Consider the following 16,453-nt stretch of genomic DNA (forward strand, 5'->3'; position numbering starts at 1 on the left):
GTACGCCGCGGCGTCTCCGTGTTACCGCGCCGCCTCTGGAATACTGGATTGCTTCGCTTCGCGGGCAATGACAGCCAGGGGGTGATAACGGGACCCGAATGTTCGCGAGATGTCGTAGCCCGCAAGGGCTTTGAGGCTTCGGCTACTCCGCCGACAGCCGCACCATCTGTCGGCCGCCGTTCATTTCCTTGAGGCTGTTGACGAAGTTCTCCGGGCGCTGCCAGCGATAGGGGACCTTCAAGCCCATGAACTCGGCGATGTCGCCGATGAAGCCGGTGCAGTTGGTGGTCTCGGCGTTCCAGACCGGCGAGCTCGACTGCAATTTCTTGATGTAGGCGAACACGCGCTTGGCGTCGGCTTCGTTCAGATAGACGCGATAGCTCGCGGTCAGATATTCCGGATCGAGATCGCCGTAGCTCGCGCCGGTCTCTGACGGCACCCAGGTGAGGTGACCGAGCACGTAAGCAAGGGTGTCGCCGGCGGGCGTCAGGCCCGCGACCTCGACGGCGCGCTCGCTGGTCTTGCCGTACCAGACGAAGGCGTGGCCCCAGCTCGCCGCCGTCCGGGCGCGGAAGTCGACGTAGTAGGGGCCTTTCTCCGCACGCGCGACGGGCCGCCGCGACTGCGGCGCCGGTCGCGATGCGGTGTCGGTCGTCGCAAGCGCATTGGCGTCGGCCATGCGCTTGTTCGCTTCGTGGGCCGAGGCCGAGGGCGTCGTGCACGCGATCATCGCCGCGAGCGCGAACCCCGCAAGGATGCAGGATCCCGATCGATCAGGTTTGTTCGTCACGCTGTGCCCCCTCGACTGTCGGCCGCTTACGCAGATGCTGCGCGTATGTCGCCGTGCGTCAGTAGCGCGCCGCGACCGGGCCGGGCGCCTTGCCGATCGGGGCCTTGCCAACCGGGCTCTTGCCAATCGGCATCTTGCCGATCGGCGCCTGCTCCGCCGGATAGACAGGCACGGGCTGCCGGCGCGGCAAATCGGCAGCGTTCGCAGCCGTCACCAGAGCAAGCGTCGCACCCAGAACAAATACAATCTTCTTCACAGTCATACCCCTGAAGGTTTGGTCCAAACACGGCGGTGCCGTGCCCCCAGACACACCTCACAGAAGGGCGGCCGAATGCGTCCAAGTTGCGGCGCGCGCGGGACATGTTGGCGGCATATGTCGGGCGCGCGGAGATGTGATGTGTCTGGATGTTTCGGCAGCGTCCACGGCCGCGAGCGTTTCCTCACCCGATCCGGTTCAGGCTGTTCCTGATCGTCGAGAAGATGCCGCCGATGTCCTTGCGCAAGGCATCGAGCGCATTGAAATTGTCGAAAATGCGGGCGAGGCGGTCTTCGACGTCGCGCTTGCTTTTCGCCAGCGCGTCGACGCGCGAGGCGAGGGGCACGCCGCCGTTCGCCTCGATCTCGCCGACGGTTTTGGCGAGCAGGTCGCGGGTGGTGCCGACTTCCGCGATCAGCGCCTCGATGCCGAACACCGGGGCCTTCAGCGGGACGAGGTCGGCCTGAGACTTCGACAAGTCCGTCTTGAAGGCGTTCAGCGTCGCCAGCGTCTCCTGCAACGCGCCGAGGCGCTGGCGCGACTGGATGACGAAATCGTTCAGCGCGTTCTGGCGGTCGACGAGGGTCGTGCCGTCGGGATCGGTCTCGATCTCCGCAAGCGAGCGTTCGAGCTGGGCCTGGCGCTGGCCGAGCTCCTCGAAGTCGAGGCGGATCGTCTTGAGGATGTTGAAGCTGTCGTCGATGCGGGCGAGGCGCTGCTCGATCTCGATCCTGTTCTTCGACAGCGTCTCGACGCGGGTGCCGAGCGGCGCTTCGCCGCCGGTCTCGAGCTCGTCGATGCTCTTGGCGAGGCGGTCGTGGCTGAGGCCGAGCTCGCTGATCAGCGCGTTGATACCGGCGTCCGTCGATCGCAGCGGCATGAGCTCGGCGTGGGATTTCGCCAGATCTTCCTTGTACTGGTTCAGGGTCGCGAACGTGTCCTGGACCGTGTTCACCCGCGCGAGCAGCGCCGAGATGTCGTGCGCGATGTCCTTGAGCCGGTCGGCGAGGTTGTTCTTGCGGTCGTCGGTCTCGAGGTCGTGGAGCGACCGTTCGAGCTGGTTCTGGCGGTCGCGGATCTCGGTGAAAATCGGCTCAACCGCGCGGCGCTGCTCGGCGACCTTGCCGACCATCTCGCGCAGGCCCTGCTGGCGGCGGCGGATCTCGGCGAGCTGGTCGTGCATGTCGGTGGATTCGTTGCGGCCCTGCTGGAGCAGGGCGCGCTGCTCGGTCTCGCCCAGCTTGTCGTGGAGGGCGGAGACGGCCTCCCTCGGGTCGCTCTCGATCAGGTGCTGGACGGTGGCGTCGAGGTGGTTTTGCAGGGCGTGCGCGACGACGACGTCTTCGCGGGTCTTCTTCAGGCGGTCGCGCAGCTTGCCCAGTCGCCGATCCTGGCGCGAGAGCCGAAAGGCGGTTGCGCCGATCAGCGCCAGCGCCACGGCCAGCAGCGCGCCGGTCGCGATGCGCTGCGGCATGGGAAGGCCCGCAAACAAGGCGGGCAGGTGGGTGACGTCGTAACCGAACGCCTGCTGGGCGAAGATCGCGATGGCAGCGAGCAGGACGAACCAGGCAACCAGGAAAAACAGCCACATCGTGACTTCCTCACGCCGGCACACATTTTCGCCATGATTGCTATTGGAGAGCGGAACCGAGATCAAGGGGCGCGCGGGGGAGCGGTATGTATCCGGCCGCGCGATCCACGACTGATTGCATCAGCTGAACGGTGGAGAGCGGCATGAGGTGCCGAGTTTTCCCGAGGGGGCTGCGGCCCTTCGCTGTCATTCCGGGGCGCGACGAAGTCGCGAGCCCGGAATCCATCGGGCGGCAGAGACTGCGGATAAATGGATTCCGGGCGCGGCGCCTTGCGCCGCCCCGGAATGACGGAGAGCTAGAGCCGAAACTCGTTGGTGAGCTCGCCGATCCCGTCGATCGCGACGGTGACCGTATTCACCGGCTCCTTCATCACGCCGACGCCGACCGAGGTGCCGACCGCGATGAGGTCGCCGGGGAGCAGGGTCATGTCGTGGGAGATCCTGCTCACCAGCTCCTGCGCGCTGAAGATCATGTCCGAGATCGGGTAGTTCTGCCGCTCCGCGCCGTTGAGGATGGTGCGGACCACGAGCTTGGCCGGATCGAGGCCGGTCGCGATGGTGGGGCCGAACGGGCCGTAATCGTCGATGCCCTTGGCGCGGGCCCATTGCGGGAAGGTGGGATCGCTGGTCAGGATGTCGTTGGCGGTGATGTCGTTGACGCAGGTATAGCCGAAGATGAAGCTGTCGGCCTCACCAGGCGAGACGCGGGCGCAGGTCCTGCCGATGACGATGCCGAGTTCGCCCTCATAGGTGGTCTTGCCGTCGTAATAAGAGGGACGGCGGATCACCGCGCCGGGGGCCGCGATGCTGGTCGTGGCCTTCAGCAGGTAGAGCGGCTCCGGCGGCTCGGGCTGGTTCAGCTTGGCCGCGAGCGCGTGAAAGTTGTTCCAGAGCGCGACGATCTTGCTGGGTGCGCAGGGTGCGAGCAGCTCGACCTCCGACAGCGCCAGCGTCCTGCCGGTAGCTGCATGGCGGCCGAACATCTCGCCCTCGTGCACGCTGATGCCGGATGAGGTCAGCGTGCCGAAACCGGTCGTGCCATTATTCCGGAAGCGCAGCCATTTCCTGATCTCGCCGGTCATCACGCCACCGCCAGCGCGCGGGGATCGGTGGGCGTGGAGACACCGTCATAGAGACCGGCGATGCGGGCGCGCTGGGTCACCATCGCCAGCACCGAGTCCAGTGCGGGCGTGGAAATGCCGGTGAGGCGGCCCATCTCCTGCACCACGGTGACGAGCGGGTCGATCTCCATCGGGCGGCCGCGCTCGAGGTCCTGGAGCATCGAGGTCTTGTGCGCGCCGACCTTGCGGGCGCCCTCGATGCGGCGCTCGACATCGACGCGGAATTTGACGCCGAACGTCTCGGCGATGCCTTGGGTCTCCACCATGATCGCGCGCGACAGCGCGCGCGTGGCCGGATCGGTGCAGATCACGTCGAGCGTTGCGTGCGTGAGCGCGCTGATCGGGTTGAAGCAGACGTTGCCCCAGAGCTTGAGCCAGATCTCGTCGCGGATGCGGTCGAGCACCGGGGCCTTCAGGCCGGCGGCGACGAAGAGATCGGCGAGGCGCTGCACGTCGGATGTGATCTCGCCGGAGGGCTCGCCGAGCGGGAAATTGTTGCCGTAGACGTGGCGGATCACGCCGGGCGCCTCGATCTCGGTGGCGGGATAGACGATGCAGCCGATGGCGCGCTCGGCGCCGATCTCGCGCCATTGCCGGCCGCCGGGGTCGATGCTCTCCAGCGTCGAATTCTCGTATTTGCCGCCGTGCTTGTAGAAGTACCAATAGGGGATGCCGTTGACCGCGGTGACGATGCGGGTGTGCGGGCCCAAGAGCGGCTGCATCTTCTCGATCACGCCGGTGATCGAATGCGCCTTGAGCGTGATGATGATGTAGTCCTGCACGCCGAGCTCGGCGGGATCGTCGGTGCAGCGCGGATGCACGGTGTGCGTCTCGTCGCCCGCGAGAAGCGTCAGGCCGCGCTCGCGCATCGCGGCGAGATGCGCGCCGCGTGCGACCAGGCTGACGTCGGCGCCGGCGCGCGCCAGCTGAACCCCGAGATATCCGCCGATTGCGCCGGCGCCGTAGATGCAGATCTTCATGAAATCCTCGCGGGTGACCGGAATTTTGGGACGAAGGATCCGGTCCGGCGCGGAGGGATCCGAGCCGGGGCCGGTAGTCGCAGGGGAAGGGTCGTGGCGCTTTAAGCTGCTGCTTGCGGCGTGCCGTTGATCGCCTCGTCAACGGCAGCGGCGATGTCGCGCATGCTGATGACGGAGATGAGGCTGTAATCGTCGATCACGGGCAGGTGGCGGATGTGATGACGGTTCATCAGATGCCGCACGTGCTCGATCGTATCGCTCGAGGTGCAGGAGACGAGCTGCTGCACCGACACGAGCTGCGAGACCTTGACGTTGATGGCATTGGCGCCGTGCTCGGCGACGGCGCGCACCACGTCGCGCTCGGTGAACATGCCGACCGCGGTGTTGCCCTCGGATCGGACCACGTCCTTCACCACGAGGGCGCTGATGTTGTTGGCGCGCATCAGCTTGGCGGCGATACCCACCGTTTCGTTCATTCGCACCGTGACAACGCGCGGCGTCTTCTTGCGCAGAATGTCTCCGACCAGCATTGCAACCTCCCTAGGTGAATGACGAGGTAAGTGTGGTATACATAATGCCAGTCGTCAAGCGCTGGATTTGGCGGATCCGAAAAATCTTGCGACAGCATTATTGACGTTTGCGGTGCCTCCGGCCTCGGCCAAAAAACCTTGGCCAAAAAGAAAGGGGCGCATTCTGCGCCCCTTTTTCAACCGTGCAAAGTCTGTGGCTTGTCACGCCGTCTCGGTCTTGGCGTCGCCCGTTGCAGGGCTTGCGCTCTCGGCTTCCTTGCCGAGGATGAAGGAGCGGCGCAGCGGCTTGATCACGAACAGCGCCGTCAGCGCCGCCGTCGCGTTCAAGGCGACCGCGACCACGAACACGGCCTTCCAGCCGTACGTTGCCGAGATCACGCTTGCGAGCGGAACGAGCAGGGAGGCGGTGCCCTTCGCGGTGTAGAGCATGCCGTTGTTGGTGGTCGCGAACTTCGAGCCGAAAGTGTCGCCGCAGGTCGCGGGGAACAGCGAGTAGATCTCGCCGAACACGCCGAAGTAAATGGCGGTCGCGAGCACGAACACGATCGGAACGTGGCCGTAGGCCGACAGCGTCAGCAGCATCACTGCGGCGGTGCCGAAGGCGATGAACATGGTGTGCTCGCGGCCGATCGTGTCGGAGACCCAGCCGAAGAACGGACGTCCGAAGCCGTCGAAGATGCGGTCGAGCGAGATCGCGAAGGTCAGCGCCGCCATCTGGAAGCCGGCGAGCGTCACCGGCGTGTCGGCGATCTTGAAGTCGTGTGCGATCGGGCCGATCTGCGCCGCGGTCATCAGGCCGCCGGAAGCGACCATGACGAAGACGAGGTACATCACCCAGAAAATAGGGGTGCGCAGCACTTGCGGCGGGGTGAAGTCGATCTTGGTCTGCGGCAGGTTGAGCTGCTTCTTCTTCGGCGGGATCGAGATCCGCGGCGGCTGGATGAAGAAGGCGAGCACGAAGACGATCAGGCCCTGGCCGATGCCGAAGGTGAAGAACGCGCTCTGATAGCCGCTAGCGGCGATCATGGTCGCGATCGGCACGATGGTGAGCGCGGCGCCCGCGCCGAAGCCGGCGGCCGTCGCGCCGGCGGCGAGGCCGCGGCGGTCGGGAAACCATTTCAGCGCGTTGCCGACGCAGGTGCCGTAGACGGCGCCCGCGCCCATGCCGCCGACGATCGCGGCCGCATAGAGCAGGGTGAGCGAGTCGGCGTAGGAGTTGAGCACCCAGGACAGCGCGATCATCACGCCGCCGAACATGATGACGATGCGGGGGCCGTACTTGTCGACGAACCAGGCCTCGACCGGCACCAGCCAGGTTTCGGTGACGACGAAGATGGTGAAAGCGAGCTGGATCGCGGCGCGTCCCCAATGGTGGGCCGCATCGATCGGATCGACGAACAGCGTCCAGCCATATTGCAGGTTGGCGATCATCGCCATGCAGACGATGCCCATGGCAAGCTGGAACCAACGGAAACCTGTGCGAAGAGGCGCGGCCGTGACGGCGCCGTCCGTGCTGGAAATCATCAAGAACCTCCCAACGCGCTTGTCTGGTCGACACCGGTTGCCAAGATGACCTGATGTCGCAAATATTGTGGCTTATCGTCGCAAGCGCGGCCCGAAGCTTGGTATACCATATCCCAGAATGCAAGCCCAATCTTGGCTCGCCCGTTACAAAATCGGCAGTTCCATTCGGACACGGGTTCCGAATCCTCGAAACGAAAACGCCCGGCCATAAGGCCGGGCGTCCCGTCAGAATGAAGTGTGGTGAAGCGCGTCAGACCGTGGACTTCGCCACCACGACCTTGCGCCAGGGCTTGAGCACCGCGATCGCCAGCGCCGAGGCCATGATGTTGGCGCCGGCTGCGATGATGAACACGCTGTCCCAGGTCCCCGACGACTGCTGCATGTAATTGGCGATCGGAACCAGCAGCGCGGCCGTGCCCTTTGCGGTGTAGAGCAGGCCCGCATTGGTGGTCGCGAACTTGGCGCCGAACGTGTCGGTGCAGGTCGAGGGGAACAGCGAGTAGATCTCACCCCAGGCGAAGAACACGAAGCCCGAGAGCAGCACGAACCAGATGGGATCGTGGCCCCAGAGGTAGAGCATCCAGATGCCAACACCTTCCATGCCGAAGGCGATGAACATCGTGTTCTCGCGGCCGATCATGTCGGAGATCCAGCCGAAGAACGGACGCGTCAGGCCGTTGAGCACGCGGTCGATCGTGGCTGCGAAGGTCACCGCGGTCATCGTCACCGCCATCAGCGTCACCGGAACGCTGTCGACCTTCCAGTCAACCGCGATGGGCTTCAAATTGGCCGTCACCATCAGGCCGCCGGCGCCGACGATCACGAACATGAAGTACATCAGCCAGAAGATCGGCTGACGCAGCACCTCGGTCGGCTGGTAGTTGCGACGCGTCTGCACCAGCGCGGCGTTCGCCACGACGACCGGCACCTGGCCAGGCTTCGGCGCCAGCAGGAAGAAGGCGAGGATGCAGATGATGAGGCCTTGCCCGAGGCCGAAATACAGGAAGGTGGTCTGGAAGCCGCTGTCCTTGATCATGGCCTGGATCGGCGCGACCGTCAGCGCGGAGCCTGCACCGAAGCCGGCCGCCGTGATGCCCGCAGCGAGACCGCGCTTGTCGGGAAACCATTTCAGCGCGTTGCCGACGCAGGTGCCATAGACGCCGCCGGCGCCGATGCCTGCGATGATCATGCCGAGATAGTAGCCGTTGAGCGTGGTGGCCTGTGCGTTGATCGCCCAACCCATGGCGCAGAGCACGCCGCCGACCAGCACGACGATGCGCGGACCGTATTTGTCGACGAACCAGCCTTCGACCGGCACCAGCCAGGTCTCGAACAGCACGAAGAGAGTAAAGGCCCATTGGATCGACGCGCGATCCCAGCCGAACTTTTTCTGGATGTCGGGGACGAAGAACGTCCAGCCATATTGATAGTTGGCGATCATCACCATCGCCGCTACACCGATCGCCAATTGCGCCCAGCGATACGTGTCGCTAACGCGCGCGGTTGTAGGGGCCGTTGCCTGCACCATGTCCGTCATAAAGCCTCCCGTGGCGCCTCTAATTTTTCTGCGAGCGCTGGAGAGGCATTCTTGTATTCATTATGCCAAGGTTCAAGCGCTGGTCCGGTCACCGTGCGCAAATGCCGCAGGACCCTTCTCCGGCCGCGGCAGTGACTCAGGACAGCACAAGTAGAAATGGCCCCGTCCTGCGGGGCCATTCATCAAAAGTAGCATGTCGGCACCTGTGAAACCGGCGTGCGGCTCCCGCGGCGCAGGAAGCGCGCGCTTACAGGCCGAAACGCGGCAGGTCGCCGTTGTGATTCGAGATCTCGGCGCTGGCCATCAGGAAGCGGTCGACCGCGGCCATGAAACGCGCGAACAGGGTGGAGGAGGGGGCGAGGGCGACGGAAGCGGTCTTGGACATCGGAATTCCTTTCTTGAGACGGTCAGTAGCGCTGTCTCATTTCGAAAGGGAATTTATGTATACCAGATGCCAATGTCTATGCATGCCATTGCATAGCAGCATGCGTCATCCCGCATTGCAGCATAATGCTCCGTTAAAGGGGCCGCACCGGGCCTAAAATTGCTGGAAGGGCAGCCGAAATGCGCTGCCGGCTCCGAAATGCCCCAGTTTGCCGCCGCAACTGGCTTAAACGGTCGCCCTACGGGCACGAATTCCGGCGGGGGCAAGCCGCGGGCCGGGTCTTGGCACGGCAAGTCAAAGCCGCTAGTGGTCTGCCCCCTTCCAATCATCTGTCAGAGTGGTTCATGTCGAGCGCCTCGCCCGCCGTCTCGATCGGCATCGATTTTGGGACCAGCAATACGGTCATTGCCCTCGCGGCGGACGACCGCCGGGTCGAGGCCATCCGCTTCGATCACGGCGGACAGCGCCACAGCGTCTATGTGTCGGCCCTGTGCTTCTGGGAGGACCGGCCGGGAGCCGGCGCCCAGGCCGAGGGCGGCCCGTGGGCGATCGAGCAGTTTCTCGAAGGACGCCACGTCTACCGCTTCCTCCAGTCGTTCAAGACCTTCGCCGCGAGCAGCAGCTTCAACACCACCCAGGTGTTCCGGCAGCGCTACAAGTTCGAGGATATTCTGGCGGCGTTCCTGCGCACGCTGGCGCGCCATGGCGGCGACCGGTTCGGCTTCGAGACGTCAACGATCACGGTCGGCCGTCCCGTGCGCTTCGCCGGCGGCAATCCCGACGAGGCGCTGGCGATGCAGCGCTACCGGGCCGCGTTCGAGCGCCTGGGCGCCGGCCACGCGCGCTATGTCTACGAGCCCGTGGGCGCCGCGTTCTCCTTCGCCCGCCGGCTGGAGCGCGATGCCACCGTGTTGGTCGCGGATTTCGGTGGCGGCACCAGCGACTTCTCCGTGATGCGCTTCTCGCGCAAAGGCGGCGCCTTGCGCGCCGAGCCGCTCGGTCATGCCGGCATCGGCATTGCGGGCGACACGTTCGATTACCGCATCGTCGACCACGTCGTCTCGCCGCGGCTCGGCAAGGGCTCCAGCTTCCGCTCGTTCGACAAGGTGCTGCCGGTTCCCAGCGGCCACTACACCAACCTCGCGCGTTGGCATCAGCTCGCGATGATGAAGAGCAACGGCGATCTGCGCGAGCTCCGCGAGCTTGCGCGCAGCGCGCTGAAGCCGGAGCTGCTCGAGGATTTCATCACCATCGTCGATCTCGACCTCGGCTTTTCGCTGTACCGCGCGGTGTCGAACGCCAAGGTCGCGCTGTCGGCGCAGGATCAGGTGGACTTCCGTTTCAAGGGCGGCGGCGTCGATATCGGCTCGACCATCACGCGGAAGAATTTTGAATCCTGGATTGCCGACGATATCGCCAGGCTGGGGGCGACCGTCGACAAGGTGCTGGGCGAAGCCCGCATCACCGCGCGCGAGGTGGAGAAGGTGTTTCTGACCGGCGGCACATCGTTCGTCCCCGCCGTCCGAAAGCTGTTCGCCGACCGGTTCGGCAACGAGCGGCTGATGTCGGGCGACCAGTTCGAGTCGATCGCCTACGGCCTCGCGCTGATCGGACACAGTCCAGATCCCGATCGCTGGACCGCAGACGGTGGGCTGGCGCCGAAGGCGGGCGGGTAGGGCACCCTCTCGGCCTTCATGGTTCGAGACGCTCCGTGAGGCGGCGCTCCTCACCATGAGGGACTTCGCCGCGAAGCACGACCTCATCCTGAGGAGCCCGCCAAAGCGGGCGTCTCGAAGGATCGGCCGCAAGGAAGCTCCCCACCCAGTCATTGCTATTGCTTGATGTCGGGCTCGACGAGCTTCGCGAGATTCCGTAGCGATTCCTGCCAGCCGAGATAGCAGGCTTCCGGCGGGATGAGGTCCGGGATGCCGGCCTGCGTGATGTCCACCTCGGTGCCGACCGAGACTTTCTTCAGCAGCACGGTCACCTGAATTTCGCCGGGCAGATTGGGGTCGTCGAACTTGTCTGTGTAGCGCAGACGTTCGCCGGGGACGAGCTCGAGATATTCGCCGCCGAAGGCGTGGCTGTTGCCCGTTGTGAAGTTCCGGAACGACATCTTGAACGTGCCCCCGACCTTCGGCTCGAAATGATGCACGGTGCAGGTGAAGCCGTTCGGCGGAAGCCATTTTGCCAGCGCATCGGCATCGAGGAAGGCGCGATAGACTTTCTCGGGGCTGGTCGTGAGAACGCGGTGCAGGCGGACAGTGCTGGGCATGTTCATTCATCCTCTTGCATTGGCGGGCGCGACATCAACGTCTGTTGCCCGTTCATGATACGAGGACGAGCAAGACGTCGTCGACCCGACAGGACATCCCGATTTTTTTAGGGGGGCTGGCCGTATGTTCCACACTGCGGCGATATCCTGCGGCGTTGCCGCAATTCTGCCCACGCATCTCCACTGACGTTCCGGCGGGATTCGACCGGGCGGCTTTTCATCGCGGCGAATTGACCTGCTCTATCCCGCGAAACCCCGATATCGCTGCGTTACGTCGGCGCCCTCAGGCCCGGAGAGCTGAGCCACGCGTCGATCTGGATGGCCGTCTCGTCCTGCCGCACCCTTCGCAGCAGCATCTCGCGGCGCCGGCCGGGAGGGAGTAAGCGGGCCTCGTCGCGCAGACGGCCGACCTCATTGACGAGCCGCTGTTTCAGAGTTTGACTTTGTTTGAAGCGACGCCGTTCCATGACAATGCTCCCCTTGTTCGGATGGGGGCGGGAGCGCAACTGGCGTTCTCATCACCGGTAGAAGCCACGGGCCGGGCGGTGATGAGGAAGCATACCCACAAATCCGTGGCGTGTATGTCTACTAAGACACGTTGTTCGCCGGGAAGTGTCGCGAGCTTCAACCGTTCCGCCGGCGCGGGCGCGCAATTAAATCCGGCCCAAGCCTTGTAACTGACCGTGATGGGGTATAGCCTATCGCCATTCGTTCAGCCGCTGTGCCTTGTTGAATGCGCCCGCGGGCTCCTTTTTCCAGAGACATCGACGAATTGAATCGATTCTGCGTGAGCGTCACGCGGGTTACGCGCATGCGCGCTTTGGAGAAGAACAATGCCGACAGGTACAGTGAAGTGGTTTAACGGCCAGAAGGGCTTTGGATTCATTCAGCCCGACGACGGCGGCAACGACGTGTTCGTTCACGTCAGCGCGGTCGAGCGGGCTGGTCTTTCGGGTCTCGCCGAGGGCCAGAAGGTCAACTTCGAGGCCAAGACCGACAAGATGCGGGGCAAGGTCAGCGCTGAGAATCTCTCGCTGGCCTAAGCTCTCCAGTGCCGTTTCACGGATGTACTGAAACGGCCATGCGACCCGCTCGATCCCTGGATTGAGCGGGTTTTGTCCGTTGCCAAACAGGGTGGAAGATGAGCGCCAGGAAATCGGCAGAACCTTCGCCCGCAGGCATCGCGCGTTCCAACCGCCAACGCCTGGCGGCTGAAGAGGGCGCGCGCGCGATGGCGGAAGCCGAACGGCAGTCCGCCGAACTCCGCAAGAACATGGCGCGGCTACGCGAGTTGCGGGAGGCCAAGGAAGCGGCCGACGCGGACATTCGCGCGTCGTTGCCGGCGCCTGTGCCGAAGAAGCGCGCGCGGAAATCGCCGCGCTAGAGCGTTTTCGAGCGAAGTGGATACCGGTTCGCGGCAGGAAAACGCGTCAAGACAAGAATCTAGAGCCCCGTTCCGATTCCATCGGAACGGGAAAGGCTCTAGTCGGGCTCGATAGCGCCGACGATCATTTCCGAGGGGGCCGGTCACATGCCAAAGAGTGCGGATCGTGCCTAGGATCAAGCCGGATGGCGGCGGCACAATCACCTTTTTCCTCGCGCTTGGCGCGGGTCGTCAGATGTGCCGGCTTGCCACCACGTTTCAGACGCAGAAACAGGCCTTCAGCTATCTTCAGAAGTACCGAACCGAGTTCGAGCGTATCGCGCGGATACGGCTGGCGTCCGGCGAACTTGAAGACGGGATCGTCGTGCTCTCGATGCTATAGGCCAAGCGCGCGCCGAACGTGACGCGCCCCTTCAGCCGCTCCCTATTCGGAGCGGTCACTCGGCTTGGTCTCGCGGGCCAATCGCTCCGCCTTCAGACGCTCACGGTTCTCGTTGAGGGCGTGCTGGTCCTTCGCATAGTCGCTCATCGGCTTGTGCGTGTTGGCGGGCTTGAACGCCTTGTTGGCTTCACGCTTGGCGCGATCAGAGGATTGATGTCTCAACATATCGACCTCGTTTGATCAACGGGCGTGGTCCCGGCAAGTGCTGGACGCGACGCCTCCCGCTCGCAAGCTGAGATGGGTCGACTTGTCACCCTCGGGACGAGGAGGACAATTCTTCAGCGTTGGGCAGGTATTCTGCGAGGCGCCTGGTCACTCGCTGTGGAGGCGGCTCGCTCGCATTTTCGGGAGCGCGCCGGCAAAAGAATAACGGCCGGCGGCCGCATTTGTTCCCCCGGACCCATCCTCAATTCGGTGTCGGCTGGTTCATCGCAGCAAGCGTGCCGATTGCGGGATGCAGTCCCTCTCGCCACCAACAAAAAAGGCCGCCGAAATCGGCGGCCTTTCGTGTCTCTGGTCGAACCGCTTACTCGGCGGCCTGCTTCTGCGGCGGGGCGAGCGCGCCGGACTTGTGGATGTCGGCGACCTGGTGATCCGAGAAGCCGAGCACGCTGCGCAGGATCTCGTCGGTGTGCTCGCCGAGCAGCGGGGAGCGCTGCACGTCGCTCGGGCTATCCGACAGCTTGATCGGGTTGCCGACCGAGATGTACTTGCCGCGGGTCGGGTGGTCGACCTCGACCACGGTGCCGGTCGCGCGCAGCGACTGGTCCTCGGCGATCTCCTTCATCGACAGGATCGGGCCGCAGGGGATGTCGTCCTTGTTGAGGATTTCCATCGCCTCGAACTTGGTCTTGGTCATCGTCCACTGCTCGATGCGGGCGAAGATCTCGTTCAGCCGCGGCAGGCGGGCCGCCGGCTTGGCGTAGTTCGGGTCGGTTTTCCAGGTCGGCTCGCCGATCACGTCGCAGATCTTCTCCCAGACCGGCGCCTGGGTGATGAAGTAGATGTAGGCGTTGGGATCGGTCTCCCAGCCCTTGCACTTCAGGATGCGGCCGGGCTGGCCGCCGCCCGAGTCGTTGCCGGCGCGCGGCACGGCATCGCCGAACGGAATGCCTTCGCCGAACTGGCTGTATTCCCTAAGCGGGCCGTGGGCGAGGCGCTGCTGGTCGCGCAGTTTTACGCGGGCGAGATTCAGGACACCATCCTGCATCGCCGCCGTGACGCGCTGGCCCTTGCCCGAATGCGTGCGCTGATAGAGCGCGGTGACGATGCCGAGCGCCAGATGCAGGCCGGTGCCGGAATCGCCGATCTGCGCGCCGGTCACGAGCGGCAGGCCGTCGCGGAAGCCGGTGGTGGAGGCGGCGCCGCCGGTGCACTGCGCGACGTTCTCATAGACCTTGCAGTCCTCGTACGGTCCGGGACCGAAGCCCTTGATCGAGGCGACGATCATCTTCGGATTGATCTGCTGGATCTTCTCCCAGGGGAAGCCCATGCGGTCGAGCACGCCGGGGCCGAAGTTTTCGACCAGCACGTCGCACTTCTTGATCAACTCGGTGAGGACTTCCTTGCCCTTGGGGTTCTTGGTGTCGAGCGTGATCGAACGCTTGTTGTGGTTCAGCATGGTGAAATACAGGCTGTCCACGTTCGGGATGTCCTGCAACTGGCCGCGGGTGATGTCACCCACGCCCGGGCGTTCAACCTTGATCACGTCGGCGCCGAACCAGGCGAGCAGCTGCGTGCAGGTCGGTCCGGACTGGACGTGGGTGAAGTCGAGAATGCGAACGCCCGTGAGCGCTTTGGTCATCGTATTGCTCCGTATACTCTGTCTGCCCCTGCACCCGCAGGGAGTAATGGGTTGAAGGGGAGGACTTACTTCTTCTTCTGCAGGACGCTCTGCGGATTGAGGTTGCCGATGCGGCCGCTCTCCGAGCCTGCGGCCGGATCGATCACCGCGTTGATGAGCGTCGGCTTGCGTGAAGCCATCGCCTCGTTGACGGCGCGCTTGAGCTCGTCGGGCGAGGTGGCATTCACGCCGACGCCGCCGAAGGCTTCCATCATCTTGTCGTAGCGCGCGCCCTTGACGAACACGGTCGTCGCGGGATCCGCGTTGACGCTGTTGACGTCGGTGCCGCGATAGATGCCGTCATTGTTGAAGATGACGACGCAGATCGGAAGGTTGTAGCGGCAGATGGTCTCGACCTCCATGCCGGAGAAGCCGAATGCGCTGTCGCCTTCCACCGCGAGCACGGGGTGGCCGGTCTCCAGCGCGGCCGCAATCGCCTGGCCCATGCCGATGCCCATCACGCCCCAGGTGCCGACGTCGAGACGCTTGCGCGGCTTGTACATGTCGATGACGCCGCGGGCGAGGTCGAGCGTGTTGGCGCCCTCGTTGACGAGGATCGCCTCGGGGTGATCCTTGATGACGTTCTTCAGCACGCCGAGCGCGCCGTGATAGTCCATCGGCGACTTGTTGTTCATGAGCTTCGGCGCCATCTTGGCGACGTTCTCTTCGCGCTTGGATGAAATCGCCTTGGTCCAGTCGGCGGGCGGGGCGGTCCAGCCCGAAGCCATCGCCTGGTTGAAGGCGGAGACGACCGAGCCGATGTCGCCGACGACGGGCGCGACGATCTCGACGTTGGAGTCCATTTCCCTGGGCTCGATATCGACCTGGATGAACTTCTTGGGCGCTTCGCCCCAGCTCTTGCCCTTGCCGTGCGAGAGCAGCCAGTTCAACCGCGCGCCGATCAGCATGACGACGTCGGATTCCTTCAGCACCGTCGAGCGAGCCGCGCCGGCGCACTGCGGATGCGTGTCGGGAAGGAGGCCCTTGGCCATGCTCATCGGCAGGAACGGTACGCCGCTCTTCTCGACGAAGCTCTTGATCTCCTCATCGGCCTGCGCGTAGGCCGCGCCCTTGCCGAGGATGATGAGCGGACGCTTTGCGCTCTTGAGCACGTCGAGCGCGCGCTTGACCGACGCGGGCGAGGGGATCTGCGCGGGTGCTGCGTCGATCACCTTGACCAGCGACTTCTGGCCGGCCTCGGCGTTCATCACCTGGCCGAACAGCTTGGCCGGCAGGTCGAGATAGACGCCGCCCGGACGGCCCGAGACCGCGGCGCGGATGGCGCGGGCGAAGCCGATGCCGATGTCCTGGGCGTGCAGCACGCGATAGGCCGCCTTGCACAGCGGCTTCGCAATCGCGAGCTGGTCCATTTCCTCGTAGTCGCCCTGCTGGAGGTCGACGATCTCGCGCTCCGAGGAGCCCGAGACCAGGATCATCGGGTAGCAGTTGGTGGTCGCGTGCGCGAGCGCGGTGAGACCGTTGAGGAAGCCGGGCGCGGAGACCGTGAGGCAGACGCCGGGCTTCTTGGTGAGGTAGCCGGCAATGCCCGCGGCATAGCCGGCGTTCTGCTCGTGGCGGAAGGAGATCACGCGAATGCCGGCGGCCTGCGCCATGCGGCCCAAGTCCGTGATCGGGATGCCCGGCACATTATAGATGGTGTTGATGCCGTTCAGCTTGAGCGCGTCGATGACGAGATGGAAGCCATCCGTCAATTCCTGCTCGGTGCCCGGTGCCTCGGACTTGGTCGCGGTGTTCAGCATGGGCCTTGTCTCCCTGGTCTCAATACTGGGGCGAA

Annotated in this window: 18 protein-coding genes; 4 read left to right on the forward strand and 14 right to left on the reverse strand. The window is 64.4% G+C overall.

What is annotated here, in order from left to right; translation table 11 throughout:
- Nucleotides 1–142: 142 nt before the first annotated feature.
- The 9 genes from AAFG50_RS14535 to AAFG50_RS14575 all read right to left on the reverse strand — a co-directional run bounded on the left by AAFG50_RS14535 (nucleotide 143) and on the right by AAFG50_RS14575 (nucleotide 8,714).
- Entirely contained in the window at nucleotides 143–790 is a 648-nt protein-coding gene (locus AAFG50_RS14535) for a hypothetical protein (RefSeq protein ID WP_028172226.1), read from the reverse strand.
- 58 nt (nucleotides 791–848) lie between these two features.
- A complete protein-coding gene (locus tag AAFG50_RS14540; protein ID WP_018647766.1) occupies nucleotides 849–1,052 on the reverse strand; it encodes a hypothetical protein in 204 nt (67 codons plus the stop codon).
- Between the two features lie 178 nt (nucleotides 1,053–1,230).
- Nucleotides 1,231–2,637 (reverse strand): hypothetical protein, encoded by a 1,407-nt coding sequence (locus AAFG50_RS14545; RefSeq protein ID WP_028172225.1) that lies wholly within the window; start codon nucleotides 2,635–2,637, stop codon nucleotides 1,231–1,233.
- 296 nt (nucleotides 2,638–2,933) lie between these two features.
- A complete protein-coding gene (locus tag AAFG50_RS14550) occupies nucleotides 2,934–3,719 on the reverse strand; it encodes a fumarylacetoacetate hydrolase family protein (RefSeq protein ID WP_039184114.1) in 786 nt (261 codons plus the stop codon).
- A complete protein-coding gene (locus AAFG50_RS14555) occupies nucleotides 3,719–4,738 on the reverse strand; it encodes a 2-dehydropantoate 2-reductase (RefSeq protein ID WP_028172223.1) in 1,020 nt (339 codons plus the stop codon). The genes AAFG50_RS14550 and AAFG50_RS14555 overlap by 1 nt, the downstream gene beginning before the upstream one ends.
- Before the next feature lie 101 nt (nucleotides 4,739–4,839).
- A complete protein-coding gene (locus AAFG50_RS14560) occupies nucleotides 4,840–5,268 on the reverse strand; it encodes a CBS domain-containing protein (RefSeq protein ID WP_028172222.1) in 429 nt (142 codons plus the stop codon).
- A 201-nt stretch (nucleotides 5,269–5,469) separates the two neighbouring features.
- A complete protein-coding gene (gene oxlT, locus AAFG50_RS14565; RefSeq protein WP_028172221.1) occupies nucleotides 5,470–6,792 on the reverse strand; it encodes an oxalate/formate MFS antiporter in 1,323 nt (440 codons plus the stop codon).
- Nucleotides 6,793–7,042: 250 nt separating this feature from the next.
- Complete coding sequence (oxlT, locus tag AAFG50_RS14570; protein WP_011085934.1) at nucleotides 7,043–8,329, reverse strand: oxalate/formate MFS antiporter; 1,287 nt, start codon at nucleotides 8,327–8,329, stop codon at nucleotides 7,043–7,045.
- A gap of 247 nt (nucleotides 8,330–8,576) precedes the next feature.
- Nucleotides 8,577–8,714: a hypothetical protein gene (locus AAFG50_RS14575; RefSeq protein ID WP_165448147.1), complete on the reverse strand. Its 138-nt coding sequence runs from the start codon at nucleotides 8,712–8,714 to the stop codon at nucleotides 8,577–8,579.
- Between the two features lie 344 nt (nucleotides 8,715–9,058).
- Here AAFG50_RS14575 and AAFG50_RS14580 point away from each other — a divergent pair, with 344 nt between their 5' ends.
- Nucleotides 9,059–10,390 carry an Hsp70 family protein gene (locus tag AAFG50_RS14580; RefSeq protein WP_028172220.1) on the forward strand — a complete coding sequence of 444 codons (1,332 nt, stop codon included), beginning with the start codon at nucleotides 9,059–9,061 and terminating at the stop codon, nucleotides 10,388–10,390.
- Between the two features lie 155 nt (nucleotides 10,391–10,545).
- Here AAFG50_RS14580 and AAFG50_RS14585 read toward each other — a convergent pair whose 3' ends face one another.
- Together AAFG50_RS14585 and AAFG50_RS14590 are read right to left on the reverse strand one after the other, a co-directional pair.
- The gene (locus AAFG50_RS14585) at nucleotides 10,546–10,989 is read right to left on the reverse strand and encodes an SRPBCC family protein (RefSeq protein WP_028172219.1); all 444 of its coding nucleotides are present in this window, start codon (nucleotides 10,987–10,989) and stop codon (nucleotides 10,546–10,548) included.
- Nucleotides 10,990–11,258: 269 nt separating this feature from the next.
- Nucleotides 11,259–11,456, reverse strand: coding sequence for a hypothetical protein (locus AAFG50_RS14590; protein ID WP_028172218.1), 198 nt, complete (start codon nucleotides 11,454–11,456; stop codon nucleotides 11,259–11,261).
- A 366-nt stretch (nucleotides 11,457–11,822) separates the two neighbouring features.
- Between AAFG50_RS14590 and AAFG50_RS14595 the strand changes: the two genes are divergently transcribed.
- The 3 genes from AAFG50_RS14595 (at nucleotide 11,823) to AAFG50_RS14605 (ending at nucleotide 12,755) form a co-directional block, all read left to right on the forward strand.
- Nucleotides 11,823–12,032, forward strand: a complete 210-nt coding sequence (locus AAFG50_RS14595; protein ID WP_011085938.1) for a cold-shock protein — start codon at nucleotides 11,823–11,825, stop codon at nucleotides 12,030–12,032.
- Nucleotides 12,033–12,130: 98 nt separating this feature from the next.
- Nucleotides 12,131–12,373 carry a hypothetical protein gene (locus AAFG50_RS14600; RefSeq protein ID WP_028172217.1) on the forward strand — a complete coding sequence of 81 codons (243 nt, stop codon included), beginning with the start codon at nucleotides 12,131–12,133 and terminating at the stop codon, nucleotides 12,371–12,373.
- 157 nt (nucleotides 12,374–12,530) lie between these two features.
- Nucleotides 12,531–12,755: a hypothetical protein gene (locus AAFG50_RS14605; RefSeq protein WP_011085939.1), complete on the forward strand. Its 225-nt coding sequence runs from the start codon at nucleotides 12,531–12,533 to the stop codon at nucleotides 12,753–12,755.
- A gap of 42 nt (nucleotides 12,756–12,797) precedes the next feature.
- Here the strand turns inward: AAFG50_RS14605 and AAFG50_RS14610 are convergent, their stop codons facing one another.
- The 3 genes from AAFG50_RS14610 to oxc form a co-directional block, all read right to left on the reverse strand.
- Nucleotides 12,798–12,980, reverse strand: a complete 183-nt coding sequence (locus AAFG50_RS14610) for a hypothetical protein (protein ID WP_028172216.1) — start codon at nucleotides 12,978–12,980, stop codon at nucleotides 12,798–12,800.
- A 361-nt stretch (nucleotides 12,981–13,341) separates the two neighbouring features.
- A complete protein-coding gene (gene frc, locus AAFG50_RS14615; RefSeq protein WP_011085940.1) occupies nucleotides 13,342–14,619 on the reverse strand; it encodes a formyl-CoA transferase in 1,278 nt (425 codons plus the stop codon).
- Between the two features lie 65 nt (nucleotides 14,620–14,684).
- Entirely contained in the window at nucleotides 14,685–16,418 is a 1,734-nt protein-coding gene (oxc, locus tag AAFG50_RS14620) for an oxalyl-CoA decarboxylase (RefSeq protein ID WP_028172215.1), read from the reverse strand.
- Nucleotides 16,419–16,453: the final 35 nt, after the last annotated feature.

Origin of the sequence: Bradyrhizobium sp. B039, from assembly GCF_038965675.1 — a bacterium.
GTDB classification, from domain to species: Bacteria; Pseudomonadota; Alphaproteobacteria; order Rhizobiales; family Xanthobacteraceae; genus Bradyrhizobium; species Bradyrhizobium diazoefficiens.

Excerpts from the sequence above, each read along its gene's own strand:
- AAFG50_RS14585 (WP_028172219.1), bottom strand. The coding sequence starts at position 10,989 with ATGCCCAGCACTGTCCGCCTGCACCGCGTTCTCACGACCAGCCCCGAG.
- oxlT (WP_011085934.1), bottom strand. The coding sequence starts at position 8,329 with ATGACGGACATGGTGCAGGCAACGGCCCCTACAACCGCGCGCGTTAGC.
- AAFG50_RS14590 (WP_028172218.1), bottom strand. The coding sequence starts at position 11,456 with ATGGAACGGCGTCGCTTCAAACAAAGTCAAACTCTGAAACAGCGGCTC.
- AAFG50_RS14580 (WP_028172220.1), top strand. The coding sequence starts at position 9,059 with ATGTCGAGCGCCTCGCCCGCCGTCTCGATCGGCATCGATTTTGGGACC.
- oxlT (WP_028172221.1), bottom strand. The coding sequence starts at position 6,792 with ATGATTTCCAGCACGGACGGCGCCGTCACGGCCGCGCCTCTTCGCACA.
- frc (WP_011085940.1), bottom strand. The coding sequence starts at position 14,619 with ATGACCAAAGCGCTCACGGGCGTTCGCATTCTCGACTTCACCCACGTC.
- AAFG50_RS14600 (WP_028172217.1), top strand. The coding sequence starts at position 12,131 with ATGAGCGCCAGGAAATCGGCAGAACCTTCGCCCGCAGGCATCGCGCGT.
- AAFG50_RS14575 (WP_165448147.1), bottom strand. The coding sequence starts at position 8,714 with ATGTCCAAGACCGCTTCCGTCGCCCTCGCCCCCTCCTCCACCCTGTTC.
- AAFG50_RS14595 (WP_011085938.1), top strand. The coding sequence starts at position 11,823 with ATGCCGACAGGTACAGTGAAGTGGTTTAACGGCCAGAAGGGCTTTGGA.
- AAFG50_RS14550 (WP_039184114.1), bottom strand. The coding sequence starts at position 3,719 with ATGACCGGCGAGATCAGGAAATGGCTGCGCTTCCGGAATAATGGCACG.
- AAFG50_RS14560 (WP_028172222.1), bottom strand. The coding sequence starts at position 5,268 with ATGCTGGTCGGAGACATTCTGCGCAAGAAGACGCCGCGCGTTGTCACG.
- oxc (WP_028172215.1), bottom strand. The coding sequence starts at position 16,418 with ATGCTGAACACCGCGACCAAGTCCGAGGCACCGGGCACCGAGCAGGAA.
- AAFG50_RS14555 (WP_028172223.1), bottom strand. The coding sequence starts at position 4,738 with ATGAAGATCTGCATCTACGGCGCCGGCGCAATCGGCGGATATCTCGGG.
- AAFG50_RS14540 (WP_018647766.1), bottom strand. The coding sequence starts at position 1,052 with ATGACTGTGAAGAAGATTGTATTTGTTCTGGGTGCGACGCTTGCTCTG.
- AAFG50_RS14610 (WP_028172216.1), bottom strand. The coding sequence starts at position 12,980 with ATGTTGAGACATCAATCCTCTGATCGCGCCAAGCGTGAAGCCAACAAG.
- AAFG50_RS14545 (WP_028172225.1), bottom strand. The coding sequence starts at position 2,637 with ATGTGGCTGTTTTTCCTGGTTGCCTGGTTCGTCCTGCTCGCTGCCATC.